Source organism: Streptomyces viridifaciens (assembly GCF_001888885.2).
GTDB classification, from domain to species: Bacteria; Actinomycetota; Actinomycetes; order Streptomycetales; family Streptomycetaceae; genus Kitasatospora; species Kitasatospora aureofaciens.
Window position 1 is genome coordinate 1,779,717 of record NZ_CP090841.1, and the last position, 23,386, is coordinate 1,803,102.

Consider the following 23,386-nt stretch of genomic DNA (forward strand, 5'->3'; position numbering starts at 1 on the left):
TCAGTTCTCCCAGTCCAGTGCCAGCTCGTTCTCGAGCTCTTCGATCTCGGTCTGTGAAATGCCGGTGAGGGCCACGTCGTGCGGGGTGAGCCCGCCGGCGTCGGGCCGCTGCGCGTATCCGGCGAGCGCGGTGAGGGCGGCGAACCAGCCGTCGGCGAGCGCGGCCACCTCGGCCTCGTCGAGCACGTCGGCGGCCCAGGTCCAGGTGGCGCCGAGCGCGGGTCCGTTCGCGGTCTCGGTCACATGGGCGTTGATCTCCACCGGGTGGGCGAGCGGGGTGGCCGGGTCCTCCCCCGCCGGGCGGGGCAGCTCGGCCGCCACCGACCAGTCGCCGGTGTCGTTCTGGACGAACCGGCCCAGGTAGTTGAAGCCGATCCCGGCGTGGCCGAGCCCGGCGAACTCGGCGGCGGTGTCCGGCCGCAGGTAGCGCAGCCGGCCGTAGCCGAGACCGTTGCCGGGGACGGACCGCAGCTGTTCCTTGACCCGCTTGAGCGCGGAACCGGCCGCCTCACCGGCGGCGAGCGCGTCCTCGACGTCAATGCCCTCGGTGTCCAGAAGCACCGGGTAGAGCGCGGTGAACCAGCCGGTGGTGCGGGACAGGTCGACGGTCGCGTCGGCCTCGTCGCGGCCGTGGCTCTCCACGTCGACCAGCAGCCTCTGGCGTGCCCCGGCCGACCATCGGGCGGCGGCCAGCGCCAGGCCGGTGAGCAGCACGTCGTCCACTCCGGAGCCGACCACCGCGGGTGCGGTGGTGAGCAGGTGACGGGTGACCTCCGCCGGAAGCTCCCGGGTCAGCCGGCCGGCCGAGGCCAGCAGGTCGGTCGCCGGGTCCAGCGGGCGGCTGCCGATCAGGCCCTGCCCGTCGCGCAGCACGGTCGTCCAGTGCTCCAGTTCGGCGCGGGCACCGGTGTCGTGGGCCCGCTCGACGGCCCGGTGCGACCAGCGGCGCAGTGACGTGCCGCCACGGCCGAGTCCAGGCCGCTCGCCGGCCTGGACGTCCGCCCAGGCCCGGTACAGGTCGGGCAGGAGCACGCGCCAGGAGACTCCGTCGACCGCCAAGTGGTTGACCGCGACCAGCAGTGGGCCGGGGAGTTCGCCCCGGTCGAACCAGACGACGCGGATCATCCGGCCCGCGCCGGGTGCCAGCGCGGCGACGGCCTGCTCTCCGTGCCGGCGGACCAGCTCGGCTAGCGAGTCGCCCGCCGTGCGGGCGTCCACCCGCTGGACGACGTCCTCGGGCCGAACGGCGCCCGGCTCCGGGACCTCGGCGCTCCAGGTGCCGGCGTCACCCGGGTCGGCCACGACGACCCGCAGCCGCAGGCTCTCGTGCCGTTCCAGCAGTGCCCCGACCACGGCGTGCAGCTTCGGCAGGTCAAGCGCCGCGGGCGCCCACAGGACCGTGGTCTGGTTGAACCGGTCCACCGGGACCCGCCGCTCCGCGAGCCAGTGCATCATCGGCGGCACGGCCACCTCGCCGAACGCCTCGCCCGGCTCCTCGGCCGCCGCGTCCTGGGCGGCATCGGCGACCCGGGCCAGTTCGGCGACGGTGCGGTGGGTGAAGACGTCGGTGGCGGTGATCAGCAGATCAGCCCGGCGGGCCGCGCTGACCAGCTGGATCGCCATGATGCTGTCGCCGCCGAGGTCGAAGAAGGAGCTGTCGGTGCCGACCTCCTCGGCCAGCAGGCCGACCACCCCGGCGACCAGCCGCGCCAGCGTCCGCTCGGTGTCGGTGCGCGCCTCCCGGCCGCCGGAGGCCCCGAACTCGGGGGCGGGCAGCGCGGCACGGTCCAGCTTGCCGATCGCGGTCAGCGGCAGCTCGGTGAGCTCGACGATCGCGGCCGGCACCATGTAGTCGGGCAGGACCCGGCCGAGATGGGTACGCAGCCCGGCGTGGTCGTAGCCCTCGCCCGGGACGGTGTAGCCAACCAGCCGCTTCTCCCCCGGCCGGTCCTCGCGCAGCACCACGGCGCAGCCCGCGACGCCGGGCGCCGAGCCGATCGCGGCCTCGATCTCGCCCATCTCGATGCGGAATCCGCGCAGCTTGACCTGCTCGTCGGCACGGCCGACGAACTCCACCTGACCGTCCGCGCGCCACCGGGCGAGGTCGCCGGTGCGGTACATCCGGCCGCCCGGGGCGCCGTACGGGTCGGCGGTGAACCGCTCGGCGGTGAGCCCGGGCCGGTCCCAGTAGCCGCGGGCCAGGCCCCGGCCGGCCACGTACAGCTCGCCGACGATGCCCGGCGGCACCGGGCGCAGTCCGTCGTCCAGCACGTAGTGGCGCATGTTGTCGGTGGAACGGCCGATCGGGACACCGGCCGCCCACTGCTCGGGACTCTCCGGGTCGACCCGGTGGGCCAGGGCGACCACGGTCGCCTCCGTCGGGCCGTACGCGTTGACGATCCGGGTCCGCGGAGCGTGCTCCAGGATCCGGCTCACCGCCGCGGCGGAGACCACGTCGCCACCGGTGGAGATCTGCCGTACGGAGGCGAAGCACTGCGGCAGTTCCTGGGCCATCACGCGGAACAGGCCGGCCGTCAGGAACAGCGAGGTCACCCCGTTGTCCTCGATCAGCGTGCGCAGCCCCTCGACGTCGAGGTCACCGGGCGGAGCGACGACCACGCAGCCGCCACGCAGCAGCGGGATCCAGAACTCCAGGATGGAGGCGTCCCACGCGTGCGGGGAGTGCAGCGGCACCCGGTCGGTGACGCCGTCCCAGTGCCGGTCGGCGGCAAGCACCGCGATGTCGCCCTGGCTGATCGCGACGCCCTTGGGCTGCCCGCTGGAGCCGGAGGTGAACATGATGTAGCCGAGCTGCTGCGCGCTGACCCGGACGGCCGGAGCGGTGTCCGGCAGCTCCTTGTCGCGGCCGACGTCCTCGGCATCGAGCACCGTGGCCCGGATGTCCAGGCCGTCCGCGCGGGCCCGCAGGGACCGGTCGGCCAGCAGGTACGAGACCCCGGCCTGGTCGAGCAGCCACTCCAGCCGGCTGTCCGGGGCGGTAGGGCTCAGCGGGACGTAGACCGCGCCGGCCTTGACGATGCCGAGCAGGGTGACGGCCAGGGTCTCGGACCGCTCCATGAGCACGCCGATCCGCGACTCCGGGGTGACACCGCGCCGCAGCAGGTCGTGGGCGAGGCGGTTGGCCAGAGCGTCCAGTCGGGCGTAGGAGAGCGTCGCACCGCGGAAGCTGATCGCGGGCGCGTCCGGCCGCTCGGCGACCTGTCGGGCGAACAGCGTGGGCAGGGAGTCGACGGCCACCGGGCGGGTGGTGTCGTTCCAGCGTTCCAGCAGGCGCTCGCGCTCGTCGTCGACCAGCAGCTCCAGGGCCGAAACGGTCTGCCCGGGGTCGGCGATGGCCGCACCGAGCAGGGTGACCAGGCGGCGGGCGAGAAGTTCGGCGCTCGCCCGCTCGAAGCGGTCAGCGCTGTACTCGATGGCCCCGCTCCAGCCGGCGCCCTCGGCGCCGGTGCGCTCGGTGAGCGCGAAGGTGAGGTCGAACTTGGCGAACTGCGGATCGATCCGGCCGGGCGTCACCGTGAGGCCCGGCAGGTCGGCGACGGCGGCCAGTGCCTCGCCCCCGGAGCTGTCGACGCTCAGCGCCACCTGGAAGAGCGGGTGGCGGGCGGCGGAGCGCTGCGGGCGCAGCGCCTCGACCAGCCGCTCGAAAGGGACGTCCTGGTGGGCGAAGGCAGCCAGGTCCGTCTCCCGCACCCGGCCGACCAGCTCGGCGAACGACGGGTCACCGGACAGGTCGGTGCGCAGGACGAGCGTGTTGACGAAGAAGCCGACCACGTCCGCCAGCGCCTCGTCGGTACGCCCGGCGATCGGCGAGCCGATCGGCACGTCCGTACCCGCCCCGAGGCGGCAGAGCAGCGCGGCCAGCGCCGCCTGGACCACCATGAACGGCGTGGCCCGCAGCTCCCGGGCCACCCGTACCACCTGCTCGTGGACGTCGGCCGGCACCTCGAAGGCCACCCGACCCGCCCGGTGCGGACCCACCGCCGGACGCGGACGGTCCGCCGGCAACGCCAGCTCCTCCGGCAGACCCGCCAACGCGCCGCGCCAGAACTCCAGCTGGCTGCCCAGCACCGAATCCCGGTCGTCCTCCGCGCCCAGCACCTCACGCTGCCAGGCCACGAAGTCCGCGTATCCGACCGGCAGCACCGGCCACCGCGGCTCCACACCACCCGCCCGGGCACCATAGGCCGTCACCAGATCACGGGCCAGCACCGGCATCGACGCACCGTCACCCGCGATGTGGTGCACCACCACCAACAACACCCGCTCCCGCCCACCCACCTCGAACAACCACGCCCGAACCGGCAGCTCGACCGTCAGATCGAAGCCCTCGCGGGCCGCGGCGTCGAGGCTCCGGTCGAGCTCCTCGGCCGCGGTCCGGACCGTGCGGAAGTCGACCGGGGCGTCCGGGCGCAGCCGCAGTGCGGCCGGGCCGCCGTCGCCGTCGGGCTCGATCACGGTGTGCAGGCTCTCGTGCCGCAGGACGACGTCCTCGAAGGCGGCGCGCAGCCGGCCGGCGTCGAGGTCTCCGTCGAGGCGGAGCACGACCGGGATGTTGTAGGTGGCGTCCGGGCCGGTCAGCTGGTGCATCAGCCACAGGCGCTGCTGGGCGTGGGAGAGCGGGACCCGCTCGGCCCGCGGCCGGGCCACCACCGCCGCCCGCACCCCACCGGCACCACCCACGACCACCCGGGCCAGCTCAGCCACCGACGGATGCTCGAACAACTCCCGCACCCCGACCTCGACACCCAGCACCACCCGCACCCGCGACACCAGGCGCATCGCCAGCAACGAGTGACCACCCAGGTCGAAGAACGAATCCTCCACCCCCACCGAGGCCACACCCAGCACCTCGGCGAACACCCCCGCCAGCAACTCCTCCACCGGCGACGACGGACCACGACCACCACCCGCCGACACCCCCGGCACCGGAAGCGCCGCCCGGTCCAGCTTGCCGTTCACCGTCACCGGCAACCGGTCCAGCACCATCACCACCGACGGCACCATGTAGTCGGGCAGCACCTCACCCACCCGGGCCCGCACCTCACCCGGCACCAGACCCGCACCCACCACGTACGCCACCAACCGCCGGTCCCCCGGACGGTCCTCACGCACCACCACCGCGCAGGACACCACACCCGGCACCGCCCCGACAGCGGCCTCGACCTCTCCCAGCTCGATCCGGAAACCACGCAGCTTCACCTGCTCATCGGCACGCCCCAGGTACTCCAGCGCACCATCCGCACCCCAACGCGCCAGGTCACCCGTCCGATACATCCGCGAACCCACCGGCCCGAACGGATCCGCCACGAACCGACCCGCCGTCAAACCAGGCCGACCCACATACCCACGCGCCACACCACCACCCGAGACGTACAACTCACCCACCACACCCACCGGAACCGGCTGCAGGTGCCCGTCCAGCAGATGCACGCCGAGATCGGGGATGCCGACGCCGATCGCGCTGGCGGCGCCCGCGGCGGCCATCGCCGCGGTCAGCGGGCGGTAGGTGACGTGCACGGTGGTCTCGGTGATGCCGTACATGTTGACGAGCGTCGGCTCGTCGTCGGCGTGCCGCTCGTACCAGGACCGCAGCCGGCCCGGGTCGAGCGCCTCGCCGCCGAAGACCACGTAGCGCAGCGCGAGGTCGGCGCCGCCGGCCTCCTCGTCGGCCCGGCTGAGCTCGTAGAAGGCGGACGGGGTCTGGTTCAGCACGGTGACCCGCTCGCGGGCGAGCAGCCGCAGGAAGGCGGCGGGCTCGCGGCTGACGGCCTGCGGGACGACCACCAGGCGGCCGCCGTGCAGCAGCGGCCCCCACAGCTCCCAGACGGAGAAGTCGAAGGCGTAGGAGTGGAAGAGCGTCCAGACGTCCGTGCCGTCGAAGCCGAACCAGTGCGCCGTGCGGTCGAACAGCCGCAGCACGTTGCGGTGGGTGACCGCGACGCCCTTGGGCCGGCCGGTCGAGCCGGAGGTGTAGATCACGTACGCGGCGTGGTCGGCGGCGGGGGCCAGGTGGGCGGCGGCGGGCCGCCGCTCCAGCGCGGCCGCGGTGGCCGGGTCGTCGAGGGCGATCCGCTCGCCGTCCGCCGGGAAGGCGGCCAGCGTGGCGAGGGTGCCGACGACCAGGGCCGGGCGGGCGTCGGAGAGGATGAACCCGACCCGGTCGGCCGGGTACTCCGGGTCCAGCGGCAGGTACGCGGCACCGGACTTGAGCACCGCGAGCACCGCCACCACGAGGTCGGCGCCGCGCGGCAGCGAAAGCCCGACCAGCCGCTCGGGGGCCGCGCCGCGCTCGCGCAGCAGGCCGGCCAGCCGGTCGGCGCGGGCGTTGAGCTCCGCGTAGGTGAGGACGGCGTCCTCGGCGGTGACCGCGACGGCCTCCGGGGTCGCAGCGGCGGCGGCCTCGAAGCGCCGGACGATCGAGTCCTCGGCCGCCACCGGGGCGACCGGGTCGGCCGGAGTGTGAGCCCAGTCCGAGAGGATCCGCCGCCGTTCCTCGGCGCTCAGCAGCTCCAGCCGGGCGACCGTCCGCGCCGGGTCGGCGACGGCGGAGGCCAACAGCCGCACCAGGCGCTCGCCCATGGTCCGGACGGTGGCGTCGTCGAACATGTCGGCGCTGTACTCCAGGTCAACCGCGATGCCGGCCGGGGCGGCGGCCTCGCCGGCCCCGCGCGGCCGCAGGTGGAAGACCAGGTCGAACTTGGCCACATCGGTGGTGACCGGCACCGGGTCGACGGCCAGGCCGGGGATGCCGTCGAAGGACGAGAGCGCCTGCGACTGGTCGTCGCCCCACTCCATCACCACCTGGAAGAGCGGGTGGCGGGCGGCGGAGCGCTGCGGGCGCAGCGCCTCGACCAGCCGCTCGAAAGGGACGTCCTGGTGGGCGAAGGCAGCCAGGTCCGTCTCCCGCACCCGGCCGACCAGCTCGGCGAACGACGGGTCACCGGACAGGTCGGTGCGCAGGACGAGCGTGTTGACGAAGAAGCCGACCACGTCCGCCAGCGCCTCGTCGGTACGCCCGGCGATCGGCGAGCCGATCGGCACGTCCGTACCCGCCCCGAGGCGGCAGAGCAGCGCGGCCAGCGCCGCCTGGACCACCATGAACGGCGTGGCCCGCAGCTCCCGGGCCACCCGTACCACCTGCTCGTGGACGTCGGCCGGCACCTCGAAGGCCACCCGACCCGCCCGGTGCGGACCCACCGCCGGACGCGGACGGTCCGCCGGCAACGCCAGCTCCTCCGGCAGACCCGCCAACGCGCCGCGCCAGAACTCCAGCTGGCTGCCCAGCACCGAATCCCGGTCGTCCTCCGCGCCCAGCACCTCACGCTGCCAGGCCACGAAGTCCGCGTATCCGACCGGCAGCACCGGCCACCGCGGCTCCACACCACCCGCCCGGGCACCATAGGCCGTCACCAGATCACGGGCCAGCACCGGCATCGACGCACCGTCACCCGCGATGTGGTGCACCACCACCAACAACACCCGCTCCCGCCCACCCACCTCGAACAACCACGCCCGAACCGGCAGCTCGGCCATGAGATCGAAGGGCCGGCCGGCCGCCGCGCGCAACGCGCCGGGCAGGGTGTCCTCGGTGACCTGGACGGTCTCGAACGGGACGGCCCGGTCGACCGTCACCTGGTGGGCGCCCTCCTCGTCCTCGGCCACCACGGTGTGCAGGCTCTCGTGCTGGCCCACCACGTCCGCGAGGGCGGCGGCCAGGGCGTCACGGTCCAGCGCGCCGGTCAGCCGCAGCGCCATCGGGATGTTGTAGGTCGCGTTCGGGCCGTCGAAGCGGTCCAGGAACCAGAGGCGCTGCTGGGCGTGGGAGAGCGGGACCCGCTCGGCCCGCGGCCGGGCCACCACCGCCGCCCGCACCCCACCGGCACCACCCACGACCACCCGGGCCAGCTCAGCCACCGACGGATGCTCGAACAACTCCCGCACCCCGACCTCGACACCCAGCACCACCCGCACCCGCGACACCAGGCGCATCGCCAGCAACGAGTGACCACCCAGGTCGAAGAACGAATCCTCCACCCCCACCGAGGCCACACCCAGCACCTCGGCGAACACCCCCGCCAGCAACTCCTCCACCGGCGACGACGGACCACGACCACCACCCGCCGACACCCCCGGCACCGGAAGCGCCGCCCGGTCCAGCTTGCCGTTCACCGTCACCGGCAACCGGTCCAGCACCATCACCACCGACGGCACCATGTAGTCGGGCAGCACCTCACCCACCCGGGCCCGCACCTCACCCGGCACCAGACCCGCACCCACCACGTACGCCACCAACCGCCGGTCCCCCGGACGGTCCTCACGCACCACCACCGCGCAGGACACCACACCCGGCACCGCTCCGACAGCGGCCTCGACCTCTCCCAGCTCGATCCGGAAACCACGCAGCTTCACCTGCTCATCGGCACGCCCCAGGTACTCCAGCGCACCATCCGCACCCCAACGCGCCAGGTCACCCGTCCGATACATCCGCGAACCCACCGGCCCGAACGGATCCGCCACGAACCGACCCGCCGTCAAACCAGGCCGACCCACATACCCACGCGCCACACCACCACCGGACACGTACAGCTCACCCACCACACCCACCGGAACCGGCTGCAGGTGCCCGTCCAGCAGATGGACCCGGGTGCCGGGCAGCGGAGTGCCGATCGGCGGCACGCCCGGTCCGGCGAGCGGACCGCTCATGGTCGCGCAGACCGTCGTCTCGGTCGGCCCGTACGCGTTGACCATGTGCCGCCCCGCCGACCAGGTCTCGGCGATCCGCGGCGGGCACTGCTCACCGGCCACCGCGAGGCTGCGCAGGCCGGCCAGGCGCTCCGGCGCGAGCTCGGCGAGGACGCTCGGCGACAGGGTGGCGTGGGTGACGCCGAACTCGGCGACGGTCCGCACCAGCGGTTCGCCCGGCAGCAGCCGCTCGCGCGGCACCACCACCAGGCAGGCGCCGGCCAGCAGGGTCACCACGATTTCGGAGACCGACGCGTCGAAGCTCGGCGAGGCGAACTGCAGCACCCTGCTGTCCGCGTCCACCGCGAAGCCCGCGCGCTGCGCCCGGGCGAGGGTGCCGAGGCCGGCGTGGGTGACCACGACGCCCTTGGGCCGGCCGGTCGAACCCGAGGTGTAGATCACGTACGCCGCCTGGTCCGGCCGGACGGTACGGGCCGGGGCGGGCCCGTCCCCGTCCAGGTCGAGCCGGTCGAGGTCCAGGCGCACGGCGGCGTTCGACGGCACCTCGACGTCGGCCAGGGTGAGCACCACGTCCGGCGCCGCGTCGGCGAGCACGAAGGCGATCCGCTCGGCCGGGTACTCCGGGTCGACCGGGACGAACGCGCCGCCGGCCAGGGCGACGGCGTGCAGGGCGACCACCAGCTCCACCGAGCGCGGCAGCAGGACGGCGACCCGCCGTTCCCGGTCGACGCCCGCCTCGGCGAGGATCCGGGCCAGCGCGGCCGAACGGCGGTGCAGCTCCCGGAAGTCCAGCTCGGCACCCTCGGCGACGAGCGCCGGGGCGTGCGGCGTGCGCTCGACCTGGGCCGTGAACAGCTCCGGCCAGACCTCGCCCGCGCCCTCGGCCCGCGGCCCGGTGCCCAGGGCGAGCAGCACGGCGCGCTCCTCGGCGCCGACCGCGGCGAGCCGGCCGACGAGGGCCCGCGGCTCGTCGGCGACGGTCCGCAGCAGGCGCCCGAACCGCTCGGCGAGCTGCCCGATCCGCGCGGCGTCGAACACGTCGGCCCGGTAGTGGAGCCGGGCGTGCAGGGCGCCGCCCGGGGCCGGCGCCGCCTCCAGGGCGAGCGCGTAGTGGGTCACCGAGTAGTGGTCGACGGCGTCGATCGCGAGCCCGGCCCCGGCGGCCGTCCGGCCGAGCGCGGCCCGGTCGAGCGGGTAGTTCTCGAACACCATCGAGGTGTCGAACAGTTCGCCGTGCCCGGCGGCCCGCTGGATGTCCACCAGCCCGAGGTGGTGGTGCTCGACCAGCGCGGCCTGCTCCGCCTGCAGCCGGCGCGCCAGCTCGGCGACCGTCTCGTCGGCGCGCAGCGCCAGGCGCAGCGGAACGGTGTTGATGAACAGGCCCACCAGGTCGGCGACGCCCGGGAGTTCGGCCGGGCGGCCGCTGACCGTAACGCCGGTGACGACGTCCGTACGGCCGGTGCTGCGGGCGAGCAGCAGCAGCCAGGCCGCCTGGACGAGGGTGTTGACGGTGACCCCGAGCGCACGCGCCGCGGCCTCCAGGTCGACGCCGTCGACCTGGAACTCCAGCCCGTCCGGCTCCTGGTGCACCGGTGTGCGGCCGGAGGCGACCAGGGTGCCGGAGTCGAGGTCCGCCAGCGCGTCGCGCCACGCCCGCTCCGCGGCGGTGCGGTCCTGGCGGCCCAGCCAGGCCAGGTACTCGGTGAACGACCTGGCCAGCGGCAGCTGCTCGCCGGCGTACCCGGCGAGCAGCTCGCGCAGGATGACCGGCACCGACCAGCCGTCGCGGATCGCGTGGTGCGCGGTGATCGCGAGGGTCGTGCCGCCGTCCCGGGTGATCAGGGCGAAGCGGATCAGCGGCGGGGCGGCGAGGTCGAAGCCCCGCAGCCGTTCCTGGTCGAGCAGCTCGGCCAGCCGCTCCGGCGCGCCGCGCAGGTCGGTCTCGGTCCAGTCGAGCGCCGGGTCGACGGCGACCACCTGGACGACGGTACCCGCGCCGGTGCGGCGGAAGGCGGAGCGCAGCGCGGTGTGGCGCCGCAGCACCTCGGTGGCCGCGGCCCGCAGCCGGGCCGGGTCCACCGTGCCGCTGAGGTCCACCCGCAGCTGGGAGACGTACGGGTCGTGGTCCTCGCCGCGCTCGTCGCGGTAGGAGTGGTGGAAGAGCAGGCCCTCCTGCAGCGGGGCGAGCGGCAGCAGCTCGGCGACGTCGCCAGCCGTCTCCAGCTCCCGGATCTCCTCCTGGGTGAGGGCGATCATCAGGTCGGACGGGGTGCGTCCGCCGGTGCCGGGGCGGGCGGCGTGGATCGCGATGCCGCGCAGCGCCTCGAACCAGAGCGCGGCGAGGCGGCGCACCTCGTCGTCGTCGACCAGGCCGTGGGCCCAGGTCCAGGTGGCGACCAGCTCGGGGCCGTCGGGGCCCTGGTGGGTCGCCGCGTTGACCTCGACGAGGTGGGCGAGCGGCGCCTCCGGGGCGTCCGCGGCGCTGAGGCCGGGCACCAGCGCCCAGCCCTCGCCGAGCGGGCCGGCCACGTCGATCCGGCCGAAGTAGTTGAAGCCGAGCTGGGCCTCGGGTGCGGCGGCCAGGCCGGGCGCGGTCTCCGGGGAGACGTAGCGGGCCAGGCCATAGCCGATGCCCTCGCCGGGGGTGGCGCGCAGCCGCTCCTTGACCGAGCGCAGCGCCTGCCCGGCCGCCTCCCCGCCGGCGGCGAGCTCCGTCCAGGCCACCGGCCCGGCGTCGAGGTGCACGGGGTAGGCGGCGGTGAACCAGCCGACGGTACGGGACAGGTCGCTGCCGGGCACCAGGTGCTCGGCGCGGCCGTGGCCCTCGACGTCCAGCAGCACGCCCTCGGCGTCCCCGCGCCAGTGCGGGACGGCGGCCGCGAGCCCGGTGAGCAGGACGTCGTCGACGTTGGCGTGGAAGGCGGCCGGCACGGTGGTGAGCAGCGGTCCGGTCACCTCGGCGGGCAGCCGCAGGGTGAACCGTCCGGCCTCGCCGCGCAGGTCCCGCTCGGGGTCGAGCGGGCGGGGGGCGAGTGGCGGGTCGTTGTGCGCCAGGACCTCGTGCCACCAGTCGGCGTCGGTCACCGGCAGCCGGGTGAGCTCGGTGGCCCACTGGGCGAAGGAGGTGGTGACGGGCGGCAGTTGGGCCGGGGTCCCGGCGGCGAGCTGCTGCTGCGCCTGGATCAGGTCGGGCACGATGATCCGCCAGGAGACGCCGTCGACGGCGAGGTGGTGGACGACCAGGAGCAGCCAGCCGCCCTCGGCGCCGCGGTCGAACCAGACGGCGCGCAGCACCCGCCCGGCGGCCGGGTCCAGCGCGTCCCGCGCGGCCTGGCCGAACTCCTCGACCAGCTCCGGGAGTTCGCTTTCGGAGCGACCGGTGGCGTCGACCCGGTGCAGGCAGTCGGCGGCGGCCACCGCGTCGACGGTCGACAGCTCGTGGGTGCCGGTGATCTTCATCCGCAGCAGGTCGTGCCGGTCCAGGACGGCCTGCAGCGCGCCGGTCAGCCCGTCCCGGGTGAGCGGCGGGGTCCGCAGCACGACGGACTGGTGGTAGCGCTCGGTGCGTCCGCCCCGGTCCGCCAGCCGGCGCATGATCGGTAGGTACGGCACCGCGGTGCCCTCGGCGACCGGGGCCGGGGCCGGGGCGGGCGCGGTGGCCGTCTCGCCCAGGGCGGCGGCCAGCCGGGCGACGGTCCGGTGCTCGAAGACGTGCCGGGCGGACAGCCGCAGGCCCGCGACCCGGGCCCGGCCGACCAGCTGAATCGACATGATGCTGTCGCCGCCCAGCGAGAAGAAGTCGTCGTCCACGCTGACGTCCTCGCGGCCGAGCACGGTGCGGAACAGCTCCAGGACCTGCTCCTCGGCCGGGGTGCGCGGGGCGCGGGCGGGCGCGGTGGCGGCGAAGGTCGGGTCGGGCAGCGCCGCCCGGTCGACCTTGCCGTTCGGGGTGAGCGGCAGTTCGTCGATCGGCACCAGCGCCGCCGGGACCATGTACTCGGGCAGGGCGGCGCGCAGGTGCCGCTCGACGGCGGCGGTGTCCACCTCGGTGCGGGCCACCAGGTAGCCGACCAGTCGCCGTTCGGCCTCGCTCCCCCGGACGGCGGCGACCGCGCGGGTGACGCCGTCGAAGGCCTCGATCGCGGCCTCGACCTCGCCGAGCTCCACCCGGAAGCCGCGGATCTTGATCTGCTCGTCGGCCCGGCCCAGGTACTCCAGGGTGTCGTCGCCCCGGAAGCGGACCAGGTCGCCGGTGCGGTACATCCGGGTTCCGGCCGGGCCGTACGGGTCGGCGAGGAAGCGCTCGGCGCTCAGCCCCGGACGCTCGAGGTAGCCGCGGGCCAGCCCGGCCCCGGCGATGTACAGCTCGCCGCGGGCCCCGGGGGCGACCGGACGCAGGCCGCTGTCCAGCACATAGGCGCGGGCGTATTCGAAGGGCCGGCCGATCGGCACCGGTCCGTCAGGCAGCTCCTCCCCGGGAAGCACCCGGAACTCCAGGCAGTTGACGGTCGCCTCGGTGGGGCCGTAGGCGTTGATCACGGTCGCCCGCGGGTTGCCGGCCCGCCAGGCGCGCAGGGCCTCGCCGCGCAGCGGCTCGCCGCCGAGCACCAGGGTGGCCGAGGGCGAGACCTCCGGCGGCAGGGTGTCGAGCAGCGCGAGGTGGCTGGGCGTGCCCTTGAGGAAGGTCGGCCGGGGGCCGCCCACCGCGTCGGGCAGCTCGGCGACGTGCACGCGGCCGCCCGCGACCAGCGGGGACCACAGGCAGGTGACGGTCAGGTCGAAGGAGACCGAGGTGTGCGCGAGGGCGAGGCCCGACGCATCGGGGTAGGCCTCCCGGGCCCGGCGCAGGTAGGCGCCGAGCGCCCGGTGCTCGACCACCACGCCCTTGGGGCGGCCGGTCGAGCCCGAGGTGAAGATCACGTAGGCCGGGTCCTGCGGACGGGGGCGGCGGTCGAGCGGCTCCGCCTCCGCGTCGGTGACCCGCAGGGTGGGCAGCGTGGCCGGGACCAGCCCGTCCTCGGCCACCACGGCCAGCAGCGGGGCGGCGTCGCCGACGATCAGGGCGATCCGCTCGACCGGGTAGGCCGGGTCCACCGGTACATAGGCGCCGCCGGCCTTGAGCACACCGAGCAGGGCGACCGTCAGGTCCACCGAGCGCGGCAGCAGCACCGCGACCAGGCTGCCGGGGACGACGCCGCGATCGGCCAGCTCACGGGCGAAGGCGTCGGCCCGCCGATCCAGCTGTCGGTAGGTCAGCGTCCGGCCGTCGGCCGTGACCGCGGGGGCGTCGGGCGTGCGGGCGGCCTGGGCCGCGAACAGCTCGGGCAGCGAGGCGGTCGGCTCGGCGTGGTCGAGCGGAGGGTTCCAGTCGAGCAGCCGGTCCCGCAGCCCCTCGTCGCCCGGGGTGACCAGGGCGCCGACCGGCGGCTCGGAGTCGGCGGCCAGTGCCCGCAGCACGTCCACCAGTTGCTCGCCGGCCAGCCGGGCGGACTCCTCGGAGACCAGTCCGGGTTGGTGGCGCACCCGCAGGGTCAGCTCCTCGCCGGGCACGGCGACCACGCTGATCGCGAAGTGGCTGCCGTCCCGCACCCGCGCGGCGGCCAGGTCAAGGCCGCCGGCACGGGCTGCGGCGCCGAGGCGCTCCTCGTCCAGCGGGTAGTTCTCGAAGGTGAGCAGGGTGTCGAACAGCTCGCCGAGGCCGACCTCGCGCTGGATGTCGCGCAGCGCGACGTGGTGGTGGTCCAGCAGCACGGACTGCTCGCGCCCGAGCCGGGCGACCAGGTCGGCCGGCGACTCCCGCGGGTCCAGCCGCACCGCGAGCGGCACGGTGTTGATGAACAGGCCCACCATGTCCGCCGAGCCGTCGAGGTCCGCCGGACGACCGGCCACGGTCACCCCGAACAGCACGTCGTCGCGCCCGGTCAGTCGGCGCAACACCAGCGCCCAGGCGGCCTGGACCATCGTGTTGACGGTGACGCCCCGGGCCCGGGCGGCGGCGGCGAGGGCCGTCGTCGTGGCCCCGTCGAGCAGGTACTCTCGCCGCTCCGGCTCGGCGACCTCGGCGCCGCGGCCCTCGGCCACCAGCATCGGCTCGGCGACCTCGGCGAGCGCGGCCCGCCAGGCCGTCAACGAGGCCTGCGGGTCGGTGCAGGCCAGCCAGCCCAGGTAGTCCCGGTACGGGCGGGGCTCGGCCGCGGGCTCGACCCCGGCGTAGGCGTCGAAGAGGTCCCGCAGGACGATCGGCAGCGACCAGCCGTCCACCGTGATGTGGTGCATGGTCAGCACCAGCGCGTCGGCCCCGTTCGCCCGGCGGACCACCGCCACGCGCAGCAGCGGCGGCGTCGCCAGGTCGAAGCCGGCCGCCCAGTCCCGCTCCAGGTAGGCGGTGAACTCCGCCTCCCCGGTCAGCGCGGCCTCGGTCAGCGGCACCTCGGGGGCCTCGTGCACGCACTGGACGGAACGCTGTTCCTCGGTGGTGCGGAAGCCGGCCCGCAGCACCTCGTGCCGGGCCAGCACGGCGGCCAGCGCGGTACGCAGCCGGGCGACGTCCACCGGACCAGCGAACTCCAGCACCAGCTGGATGGTGTACGGGTCGAGGGCCGCCTCGTCGAAGGCGTGGTGGAACAACAGCCCGTCCTGGGTGGGCGAGACCGGCAGGACGTCGGTGACGCCGGGCTCGGCCCGCAGTCGGGCGGTCGCAGCGGTGGACGGCAGCGGGAGGGCCTCGGCCGCCGGCCGCGGCCGGTACCCGGTGCTGGCCTCGGCCAGCCCAGCGACGGTCCGCCGTTCGAAGATGTCCTTGAGGGTGAAGTCCAGGCCGCCCGCCCGGGCCCGGCCGAGCAGCCGAAAGCCGAGCACGCTGTCGCCGCCGAGGGCGAAGAAGTCGTCATCCACGCCGACCCGGTCGACACCGAGCACCTCGGCGAAGACCTCGGCCAGCCGCCGCTCGGCCGCCGAGCGCGGGGCACGGCCGCCGCCGCCCGCGATCACCGGCACCGGTAGCGCCCGGCGGTCCACCTCGCCGGTACGACCGATCGGCAGGGTGTCCACCCGCACCACGACGGCGGGGACCATGTAGTCCGGCAGCGACTGGGCCAACAGACCGCGCAGTTCGGCCGTCTCGACGCCCCGGCGGGCCACCACGTAGCCGACCAGTCGACGGTCACCCTGGACGTCCTGGCGCACGGCCGCCGCGGCCCGCACCACGCCGGGGGCGGCGGCCAACACGGCCTCCACCTCGGCGAGGTCGAAGCGGAAGCCGCGCAGCTCGACCTGGCCGGCCTGCTCCTCGGCGGCCTCCCCAACGTCCGGGAGGAACGCGCCGACCAGGGTTCCGGGGGCGGTCGCGGTCGCGGTCAGCACCGTGGTGAACAGGTCGAGGAGCCGCTCGGCGTCCTGGGGGCGCTCGACGCCGAACAGCTCGCCGCGGTGGGCCAGCCGCGCGGTGAGCCGGTCGCCGGGCAGCACCGCGAGGGTCAGCGGGTAGTGCGTCGCGTCCACGAGGTCGACGCCGGTGACGGTGAGTCCGGTGGTGCCGGCCGCGGCGGCGATTGCGTCCCGGTCCACTGGGTAGCTCTCGAAGACGACCAACGTGTCGAACAGGTTCGGCACCCCGGCCGCCCGCTGGATGTCGACCAGCGCGAGGTGCTGGTGGCCGAGCAGTTCGCCCTGGCCGTCCTGGACGGCGCGGGCCAGCCCGGCCAGGGTGCTGCCCGCCGCCACGTCGGCACGCAGTGGGACGGTGTTGATGAACAGTCCGGCCATCCCCTCGACGCCGCCCAGTTCGGCGGGACGCCCGGCGACGGTGATGCCGAACAGCACGTCGGAGCGGCCGGAGAGGGTGCGCAGCGCCACCGACCAGGCGGCCTGCACCAGGCTGTTGACGGTGACGCCGAGGTCCCGGGCAGAGTCGATGAGCAGTCGGGTGGTGGCCTCGTCCAGCTCGCGGACGGTCTCGCCGACCACGGGCTCGGCGGACCCGGGCTCGGACCCCGCCGCAACCAGAGTCGGGCGGACGCCGGCCAGGGCCTGCGACCAGGCGTCGGCGGCGGCCGAACGGTCCTGCCGGGCGAGCCAACCGAGGTAGTCCCGGTACGGCCGGGGCTCGGGCGCGTCGAGCACGCCGCCGTAGGCCTGGAGCAGTTCACGCACCACGACCGGCACGGACCAGCCGTCCAGCACCGCGTGGTGGCAGGTCAGCACCAGCCGGTGGCCGTCGTCCAGGCGCAACAGGGCGGCCCGCAGCAGCGGGGCGGCCGCCAGGTCGAACGGCTCCGCGCGCTCGGTCGCGCAGACCTGCTCGGCCTCGGCCGCGCGCCCGTGCAGGTCGTACCCGCGCCAGGGCACCTCGGGCGCCCGGTGCACGGCCAGGACCGGCCGGCTCAGCCCCTCGTGCCGGATGCCCGCGCGCAGCACGGGGTGGCGGGAGAGCACACCGGCCAGGGCGGCCCGCAGCCGCTCGGCGTCCAGCTCGCCGGCCAGGTCGAGGCGCAGCTGCACGGTGTAGACGTCGCGGCCGCCGGTGGCAACGGCGCTGTGCACCAGCAGGCCTTCCTGCAGCGGGGTGAGCGGCAGCACCTGGTCGAGGTCCGGCTCGGCGAGCAGCTCGGAGAGTTCGGCGGCCGGCAGCGGGTCGGCGAGCGGGACGGCCTGCTCGGGCGTGTCGTCGATGGTCCGGGCGCCGCAGAGCGGGGCGAGGCGGGCGACCGTCCGGGCCCGGAAAAGGTCGCGGACGGCCAGGGTCAGTCCCTGCTCGGCGGCGCGGGCGGCCAGCCGGGTGGCGGAGAGCGAGTTGCCGCCAAGGGCGAAGAAGTCGTCGTCGATGGTGACCTCGGCGACGCCGCTGGCCTCCGCGAACAGCTCGCAGAGCCGGGCCTCTTCCGGGGTGCGCGGCGCGCGGCCGTCCGTCAGGGCGACGCTGACCGGCTCGGGCAGGGCGCGCCGGTCGAGCTTGCCGTTCGGGGTCAGCGGCATGGCATCCAGGACGACGATCACGCCGGGCACCATGTACTCGGGCAGTCGGCCCGCCAGGTGCTCGCGAAGCTGCGGCGAGTCGCCCTCGGAGGACACCACGTACGCCACCAGCCGCCGGTCTCCGGGGCGGTCCTCGCGCAGCAGGACGGCGGCCCGCTCGACCGGGGGGTGGGCGAGCAACGCGGCCTCGATGTCCCCGAGTTCAATCCGGAAGCCGCGCATCTTCACCTGCTGGTCCACCCGGGACAGGTAGGTCAGCGAGCCGTCCTTGCCGACCCGCACCAGGTCGCCGGTCCGGTAGAGCCGGCCGGGACCGTAGGGGTTGGCGACGAAGCGCTCGGCGGTGAGGTGCGGGCGACCGTAGTAGCCACGAGCGACGCCCCGGCCAGCGATGTACAGCTCGCCGCTGACCCCCTCCGGCACCGGCTGGAGGGCCGGGTCGAGCACGTACACCTGGGTGTTGAGCAACGGCTCGCCGAGGATCACCGGCCCGCCCTCCACCGCCGCGGCCATGGACCAGACGGTGGTCTCGGTCGGACCGTAGACGTTGGTCACCGAGGCGGTGTTGGCCGACAGGAGTTCGGCCAGCGGACCGGGCAGCGCCTCGCCGCCGGTGAGCGCCCGGACGTTCGCGAAGACCTGCGGCCGGTACTCCATCAGCGCCTGCCACAGGCTCGGCGTCGCCTGCATCACGGTGACCCACTCGCGGTCCACCAGGGCGCGCAGGCCGTCCGGGTCGAGCACCTGCTCGCGGCTGGCCAGCACGACGCAGGCGCCGGACAGCAGCGGGAGGAACAGCTCCAGGGCGGCGATGTCGAAGCTGACCGTGGTCACCGCGAGCATGGTGTCCGAGGGCCGCATCGGCACGATGGCGCGCATCGCGTCCAGGAAGTTGTCCATCGCCGAACGCTCGATCACCACGCCCTTGGGGCGGCCGGTCGAACCGGAGGTGTAGATGACGTACGCGGTCGAGCCGGAAATCCCGGCGCGGCCGAGCGGGCGGGCGTCGCCGGTGGTCAGCGCCGCGCGGTCGGGCACCAGCCGGGGCGCTCCGTCGGCGGTCGGGCCGTCGGTGGTGGTGACCAGCAGGTCGGGCCGGGCCTCAGCGAGAACCATGGCGATCCGGTCGGCCGGGTGGTCCGGGTCGATCGGCAGGTAGCCGCCGCCGGACTTGAGCACGGCGAGCAGGGTAACCAGCAGCTCGGTGGTGCGGGGCAGGGCGACGGCGACCAGCCGGTCCGGGCCGATGCCGCGAGCGACGAGCAGCCTGGCGAGGCGGTTGGCGCGGGCGTCCAGCTCGGCGTAGGTCAGCACCTCCTCGGCGCGAAGCGCGACGGCGTCCGGGGTGGCGGCCGCCTGGCGCTCGAACTCGGCGACCAGGGAGGGGACTTCGGCGGCGGTCGGGCCGGTGTTGCGGTCGAGCATGCGCCGGTGCATCGCCTCGTCGACCAGCCAGGCGCGGCCGACCTGGACCTCGGGGGAACGGCCCAGGTCGGCCAGCAGAGAGAGGAAGTTCCGCTCGTGATCGGCGAGTTCGGCCTCAGAGTAGAGCGCCGGGTTCGCGGCGAACTCCAGCCGGACGGTGCCGCTCGCGACCGGGTCGCCGTAGGAGGACAGCGCGAAGTCGGCGACCGGACCGTTGGAGAGCTGATGCCCGGTGGCGGTCACCTCGCCGAACCGCAGCGTCGGGTCGAAGGACATCGCGTTGACCAGGGTCCCGAAGAGGACCCCGCCGGTGCCGGTGAGGTCGAAGTCACGGTGCAGGTCCTCGCGCCGGAAGCGCTGTACCCGCAGTACCTCGCCGATCCGGGTCCGGACCTGCCCGACCAGGTCCGCGAAGGAGTCGTCGGGGTGGACGGCGATCCGCAGCGGCAGGTCGTTCGCGAGCATCGCCGGGGTGGCCAGCGCCGCCGGGGACTGCCGGGCGGCCACCGGCACGCCGAGTACCACTTCCGACACCGACAACAGGCGGTGCTGGTACACCGCCGTCGCGGCGGTCAGCACGGCGGGCCAGTGCCCGACGGCGGTCAGCACTGCGGTCAGCTCCGGGCTCAGCTCCACCTGTCGGCGCAGCGCGCGCGGGGCCGGGCCGGCGGAATGGTCGGCCAGGGAGCGACGCTCCTCCGCCTCGTCCACCTGGTCCAGCAGGAAGCGGCGGTCGTTCTCCCAACGCGGGGACTCCCGGTAGGCGCGCTCCTCGGCCAGCAGGTCGGCGAGGCCGTGCCGGCGCCGCGGCGCGCCGACGACGGCCGCCTCGTCGCCGTCGGGGGCACCGTGGAGGGCGGAGTAAAGGGCGGCCAGCCGGCTGAGGTAGCGGGTCTGACCGAAGCCGTCGAGCAGGATGTGGTGGTAGCGGAACCAGAACAGCTGCCGGCCGTCCTCCACCAGGAGCAGGGCGTGCCGGAACAGCGGGTCCGCGGCCGGATCCGGTGCGGACCCCAGCGTCGGCCCGGTCGCGAGGTCATGCTCCATCCAGGCCCGGGCCGCCTCCGACGGCTCCACCTCGGCCCGCAAATCCACGACCGTCAGCCCGGCATCCAGCTCCGCCCGGACGACCTGGTACACCTCGCCGTCGTCCCCGAACCCGGCCCGCAGCGCCTCGGTCTCCGCCACCGCCCCGGCCACGGCCCGGCCCAGCAGCCCGGCATCGAGCCCCTCGGTCTCGAAGTAGACGCCGCACTGGTAGAGCGGGCTCTCGGGCTCCATCCGCTGCGCCACCCAGACGCCCTGTTGCGCGGCGGTGACCGGCATGCGGACGTCACGGACGTCGTTGCGAACCTCGGACTGTGCCAACCGACTCACGCTCCCAGAACGGCGTACAGGCTGCGGGGCGCCGTCACGCGCCACCGCTCCCCTGCGTACACGGCAGATGCTCGGACCACCGCCACCGGCCGAAGTCCACTGCGTGAGGCTCATCTCGGCCGCTATCTCGTTCCTATAGCGGGCCCGACGATCACTTATAGGCGTCGCATAGCAGCCCCGCTGACGGTGGCGGGCATGGACAGTCCGATCGGACCCGGCACACGCACCGCCTCACGGCCACCACGGACCCCGTCGTCCGCCGGGCGACCGACGGCCCCTCGGTTCTTCGAACCCGATGAGCGGGAGTTCCGCAGCACACTCGGCCACTTCTGCACCGGAGTCGCCGTCATCACCGCCCAGGACGACGAGCCTCTCGGCTTCACCTGCCAATCCCTCACCGCGCTGTCACTCACTCCGCCACTGGTCACCTTCGCGGCCGGGAACGGCTCACGGAGCCTTCCCCGGATCATCCGCAGCGGCGTATTCAGCGCCAATGTGCTGGCCTCCGACCAGGAGGCGCTCGGCCGGCGGTTCGGCAGCGAGCAGCAGGAGAAACGCTTCTCGGGCGTGGAGTGGCACCCGTCCCCGATCTCCGGCAGCCCCCACCTCGCCGACGCGCTCGCCTGGATCGACTGCCGGGTGCACGAGGTGCTCCCCGGCGGGGACCACACCATCGTCGTCGGCCGGGTCACCGGCGTCGCCCGGGGCGGCGGCGATCCGCTCCTCTACTTCCGCGGCCAGTTCCGACACCTCGCATCCCCACCGAACACCGACACCGCCCCCTCAGTCCCCGTATGAGCCCGGGCCGCCCCTCGATGGACCAGCCCTCCTCACCACCACCCGCCGAGATCGCATGACGCAGATATCCGACCCATAAAGAAGATGGGCCTGGCGATTCCCCTCCGGGGAGGGACCTATCACGGCACCAATGGCGCCAGGCTGCCGATGGAGTTCCTGCTCGCGGTCACGGCCGCCGCCGAACCCGGCTCCGCCTCGGCCCGAATGGCGGCCGAGCAGACACGCGGGATCGCCGGCGATCCGCAGTCCGGATCCGTCCTCGAAGCGCTGCTCACGAAGCCCTTCCGGGCTGAGGCACCCGGCTGACTGTTGGAAGCCGCAGTGACGAACGGGCTCCAGCAAACCGAGTCCGGGTACAGGCCAGGCCAGGCCAACAAGCCGGTTGCCGGGCCTCGCCCTCGCTCACTCGGACTGCGCCCCGGAGCTTCGGGCCGACACAGTTCGGCGCTGCACCGGCGAACCAGCTCGGCTCCCTCAGCACCGTAGGCCGACCACAGGTGCTCTGCGATCCGGTCGTCGCCGAGTTACTCAGGTTGACATTCCCCTCGTAGCGTGGAGTCGTGACCAGAGGGGAAGTTGAGGGTCATGGCAGGGAAGAGGCGCTCTTACGACGCGGAGTTCCGCGCGGGTGCGGTGCGGATAGTGACGGAGACCGGGAAGTCGGCCGCGGAGGTCGCGCGGGACCTGGGCGTGCACGAGAGCACGCTGCAGAACTGGGTCCACCGCGCCCGGACCCGGGCGGACGCGGAGGCGGCGGGAGGCTTGAGCGAGTCCGAGCGGGACGAGCTGCGCCGGCTGCGAGATGAGAACGCCCGGCAGCGCAAGGAGATCGCTGAGCTCGGGATGGAGCGCGATGTCCTCAAGCGATCGGTGGTCCTGTGGGTGAAGGAGGCGACGAAGTGACGGTTGCGGGCTTCATCGCCGACCAGAGGACCGAGCACAGCGTCCCGCACACGACCGCCTGCCGGGCCCTTGGAGTGTCCGCGTCCTGGTTCTACAAGTGGCGCCGGCGCCCGGCTGAGCCGACGGCCCGCGAGGTCCGGCGGGCTGAACTGACCGACCGAATAAGGTACTTCTTCGCCGCGTCCGGCAGTACCTACGGCTCGCCCAGGATCACCCTGGACCTATGGGCCGAGGGCTGGCAGGTCTCGGAGAACACCGTCGCCAAGATCATGGCCGAGCTCGGACTCCAGGGCCGCAAGCCCCCGCGCCGACGCCGGTCACTGACTCGCCAGGGCAGACGCATAGCGGCCCGCGACTTGGTCAATCGACACTTCGACGCGGTGGCGCCGAACGTTCTGTGGGTGGGCGACATGACTGAGATCGGCACCGGCGAGGGCAAGCTCTACCTGGCCACGGTGATCGACCTGTTCTCGCGTCGGCTCCTCGGCTACGCGATGGGTGCCCATCACGACGCCGCCCTGGTCGGCGCCTCGCTCACGATGGCAGCGGCCACCCGTAGTGGTCGGGTGGACGGCGTGATCTTCCACTCGGATCGCGGCAGCGAGTACAGCAGCCAGGCCTACAACGAGCTGTGTGACCGTCTCGGCGTGGTCCAGTCGATGGGCCGGGTGGGGTCGGCGCTGGACAACGCCGCCGCCGAGAGCTTCCACTCCACGATCAAGGTCGAATACATCCACCGGCAGCGCTTCGCCACCCGCGCAGAGGCCCGCTTGAAGATCGCGACCTGGATCGCCGACTTCTACAACACCCGTCGCCGACACAGCGCGGCCGGCGGACTGCCGCCCGTGGAGTTCGAACGGATCATCAGCAAGGCACGAGCCGAGGCTCATCAGGAGGCCCAGGCCGCTTAGCGAGGACTCCACGATTACTGGGGATTGACAGGTGCACACCGCAATGGCTCTGCATGGCACCCGACCCCAGCTATGGCTCGCCCCTTCGAGCCACCGCCCACCCCAGCGGCGCGTCCCACCAAGCGGAGGACACCCAGCCCCACAGTCACTCGGCCCGTGCGCAGCCGCAGCCACACACCGTCCGGAAACCCTCCTGGAGCCGGCCAAGAATGCCGCCGCGGGTAGCCGACGAGTCCCGGCAAAGAAGGCCGAGCCTGCCCATTGCGCCGGTAAGG

Annotated in this window: 5 protein-coding genes; 4 read left to right on the forward strand and 1 reads right to left on the reverse strand. The window is 74.2% G+C overall.

Going from position 1 to position 23,386, the window contains the following annotated elements:
- Window positions 1-20,490 carry a non-ribosomal peptide synthase/polyketide synthase gene (locus BOQ63_RS15305; protein ID WP_191093566.1) on the reverse strand — a complete coding sequence of 6,830 codons (20,490 nt, stop codon included), beginning with the start codon at window positions 20,488-20,490 and terminating at the stop codon, window positions 1-3.
- Window positions 20,491-20,694: 204 nt separating this feature from the next.
- On the opposite strand from BOQ63_RS15305, the gene BOQ63_RS15310 reads away from it, so the two are divergent.
- The 4 genes from BOQ63_RS15310 (at window position 20,695) to BOQ63_RS15325 (ending at window position 23,111) form a co-directional block, all read left to right on the forward strand.
- Window positions 20,695-21,297: a flavin reductase family protein gene (locus BOQ63_RS15310; RefSeq protein WP_072654472.1), complete on the forward strand. Its 603-nt coding sequence runs from the start codon at window positions 20,695-20,697 to the stop codon at window positions 21,295-21,297.
- Between the two features lie 84 nt (window positions 21,298-21,381).
- Entirely contained in the window at window positions 21,382-21,603 is a 222-nt protein-coding gene (locus BOQ63_RS15315) for a hypothetical protein (RefSeq protein ID WP_143174733.1), read from the forward strand.
- 279 nt (window positions 21,604-21,882) lie between these two features.
- Window positions 21,883-22,200 (forward strand): transposase, encoded by a 318-nt coding sequence (locus BOQ63_RS15320; RefSeq protein ID WP_030558334.1) that lies wholly within the window; start codon window positions 21,883-21,885, stop codon window positions 22,198-22,200.
- Complete coding sequence (locus BOQ63_RS15325; RefSeq protein WP_150475918.1) at window positions 22,197-23,111, forward strand: IS3 family transposase; 915 nt, start codon at window positions 22,197-22,199, stop codon at window positions 23,109-23,111. Before BOQ63_RS15320 ends, BOQ63_RS15325 begins: the two co-directional genes overlap by 4 nt.
- Window positions 23,112-23,386: the final 275 nt, after the last annotated feature.

Coding starts and splice junctions, on each gene's coding strand:
- BOQ63_RS15320 (WP_030558334.1), top strand. CDS start 21,883: ATGGCAGGGAAGAGGCGCTCTTACGACGCGGAGTTCCGCGCGGGTGCG.
- BOQ63_RS15315 (WP_143174733.1), top strand. CDS start 21,382: ATGGGCCTGGCGATTCCCCTCCGGGGAGGGACCTATCACGGCACCAAT.
- BOQ63_RS15310 (WP_072654472.1), top strand. CDS start 20,695: ATGGACAGTCCGATCGGACCCGGCACACGCACCGCCTCACGGCCACCA.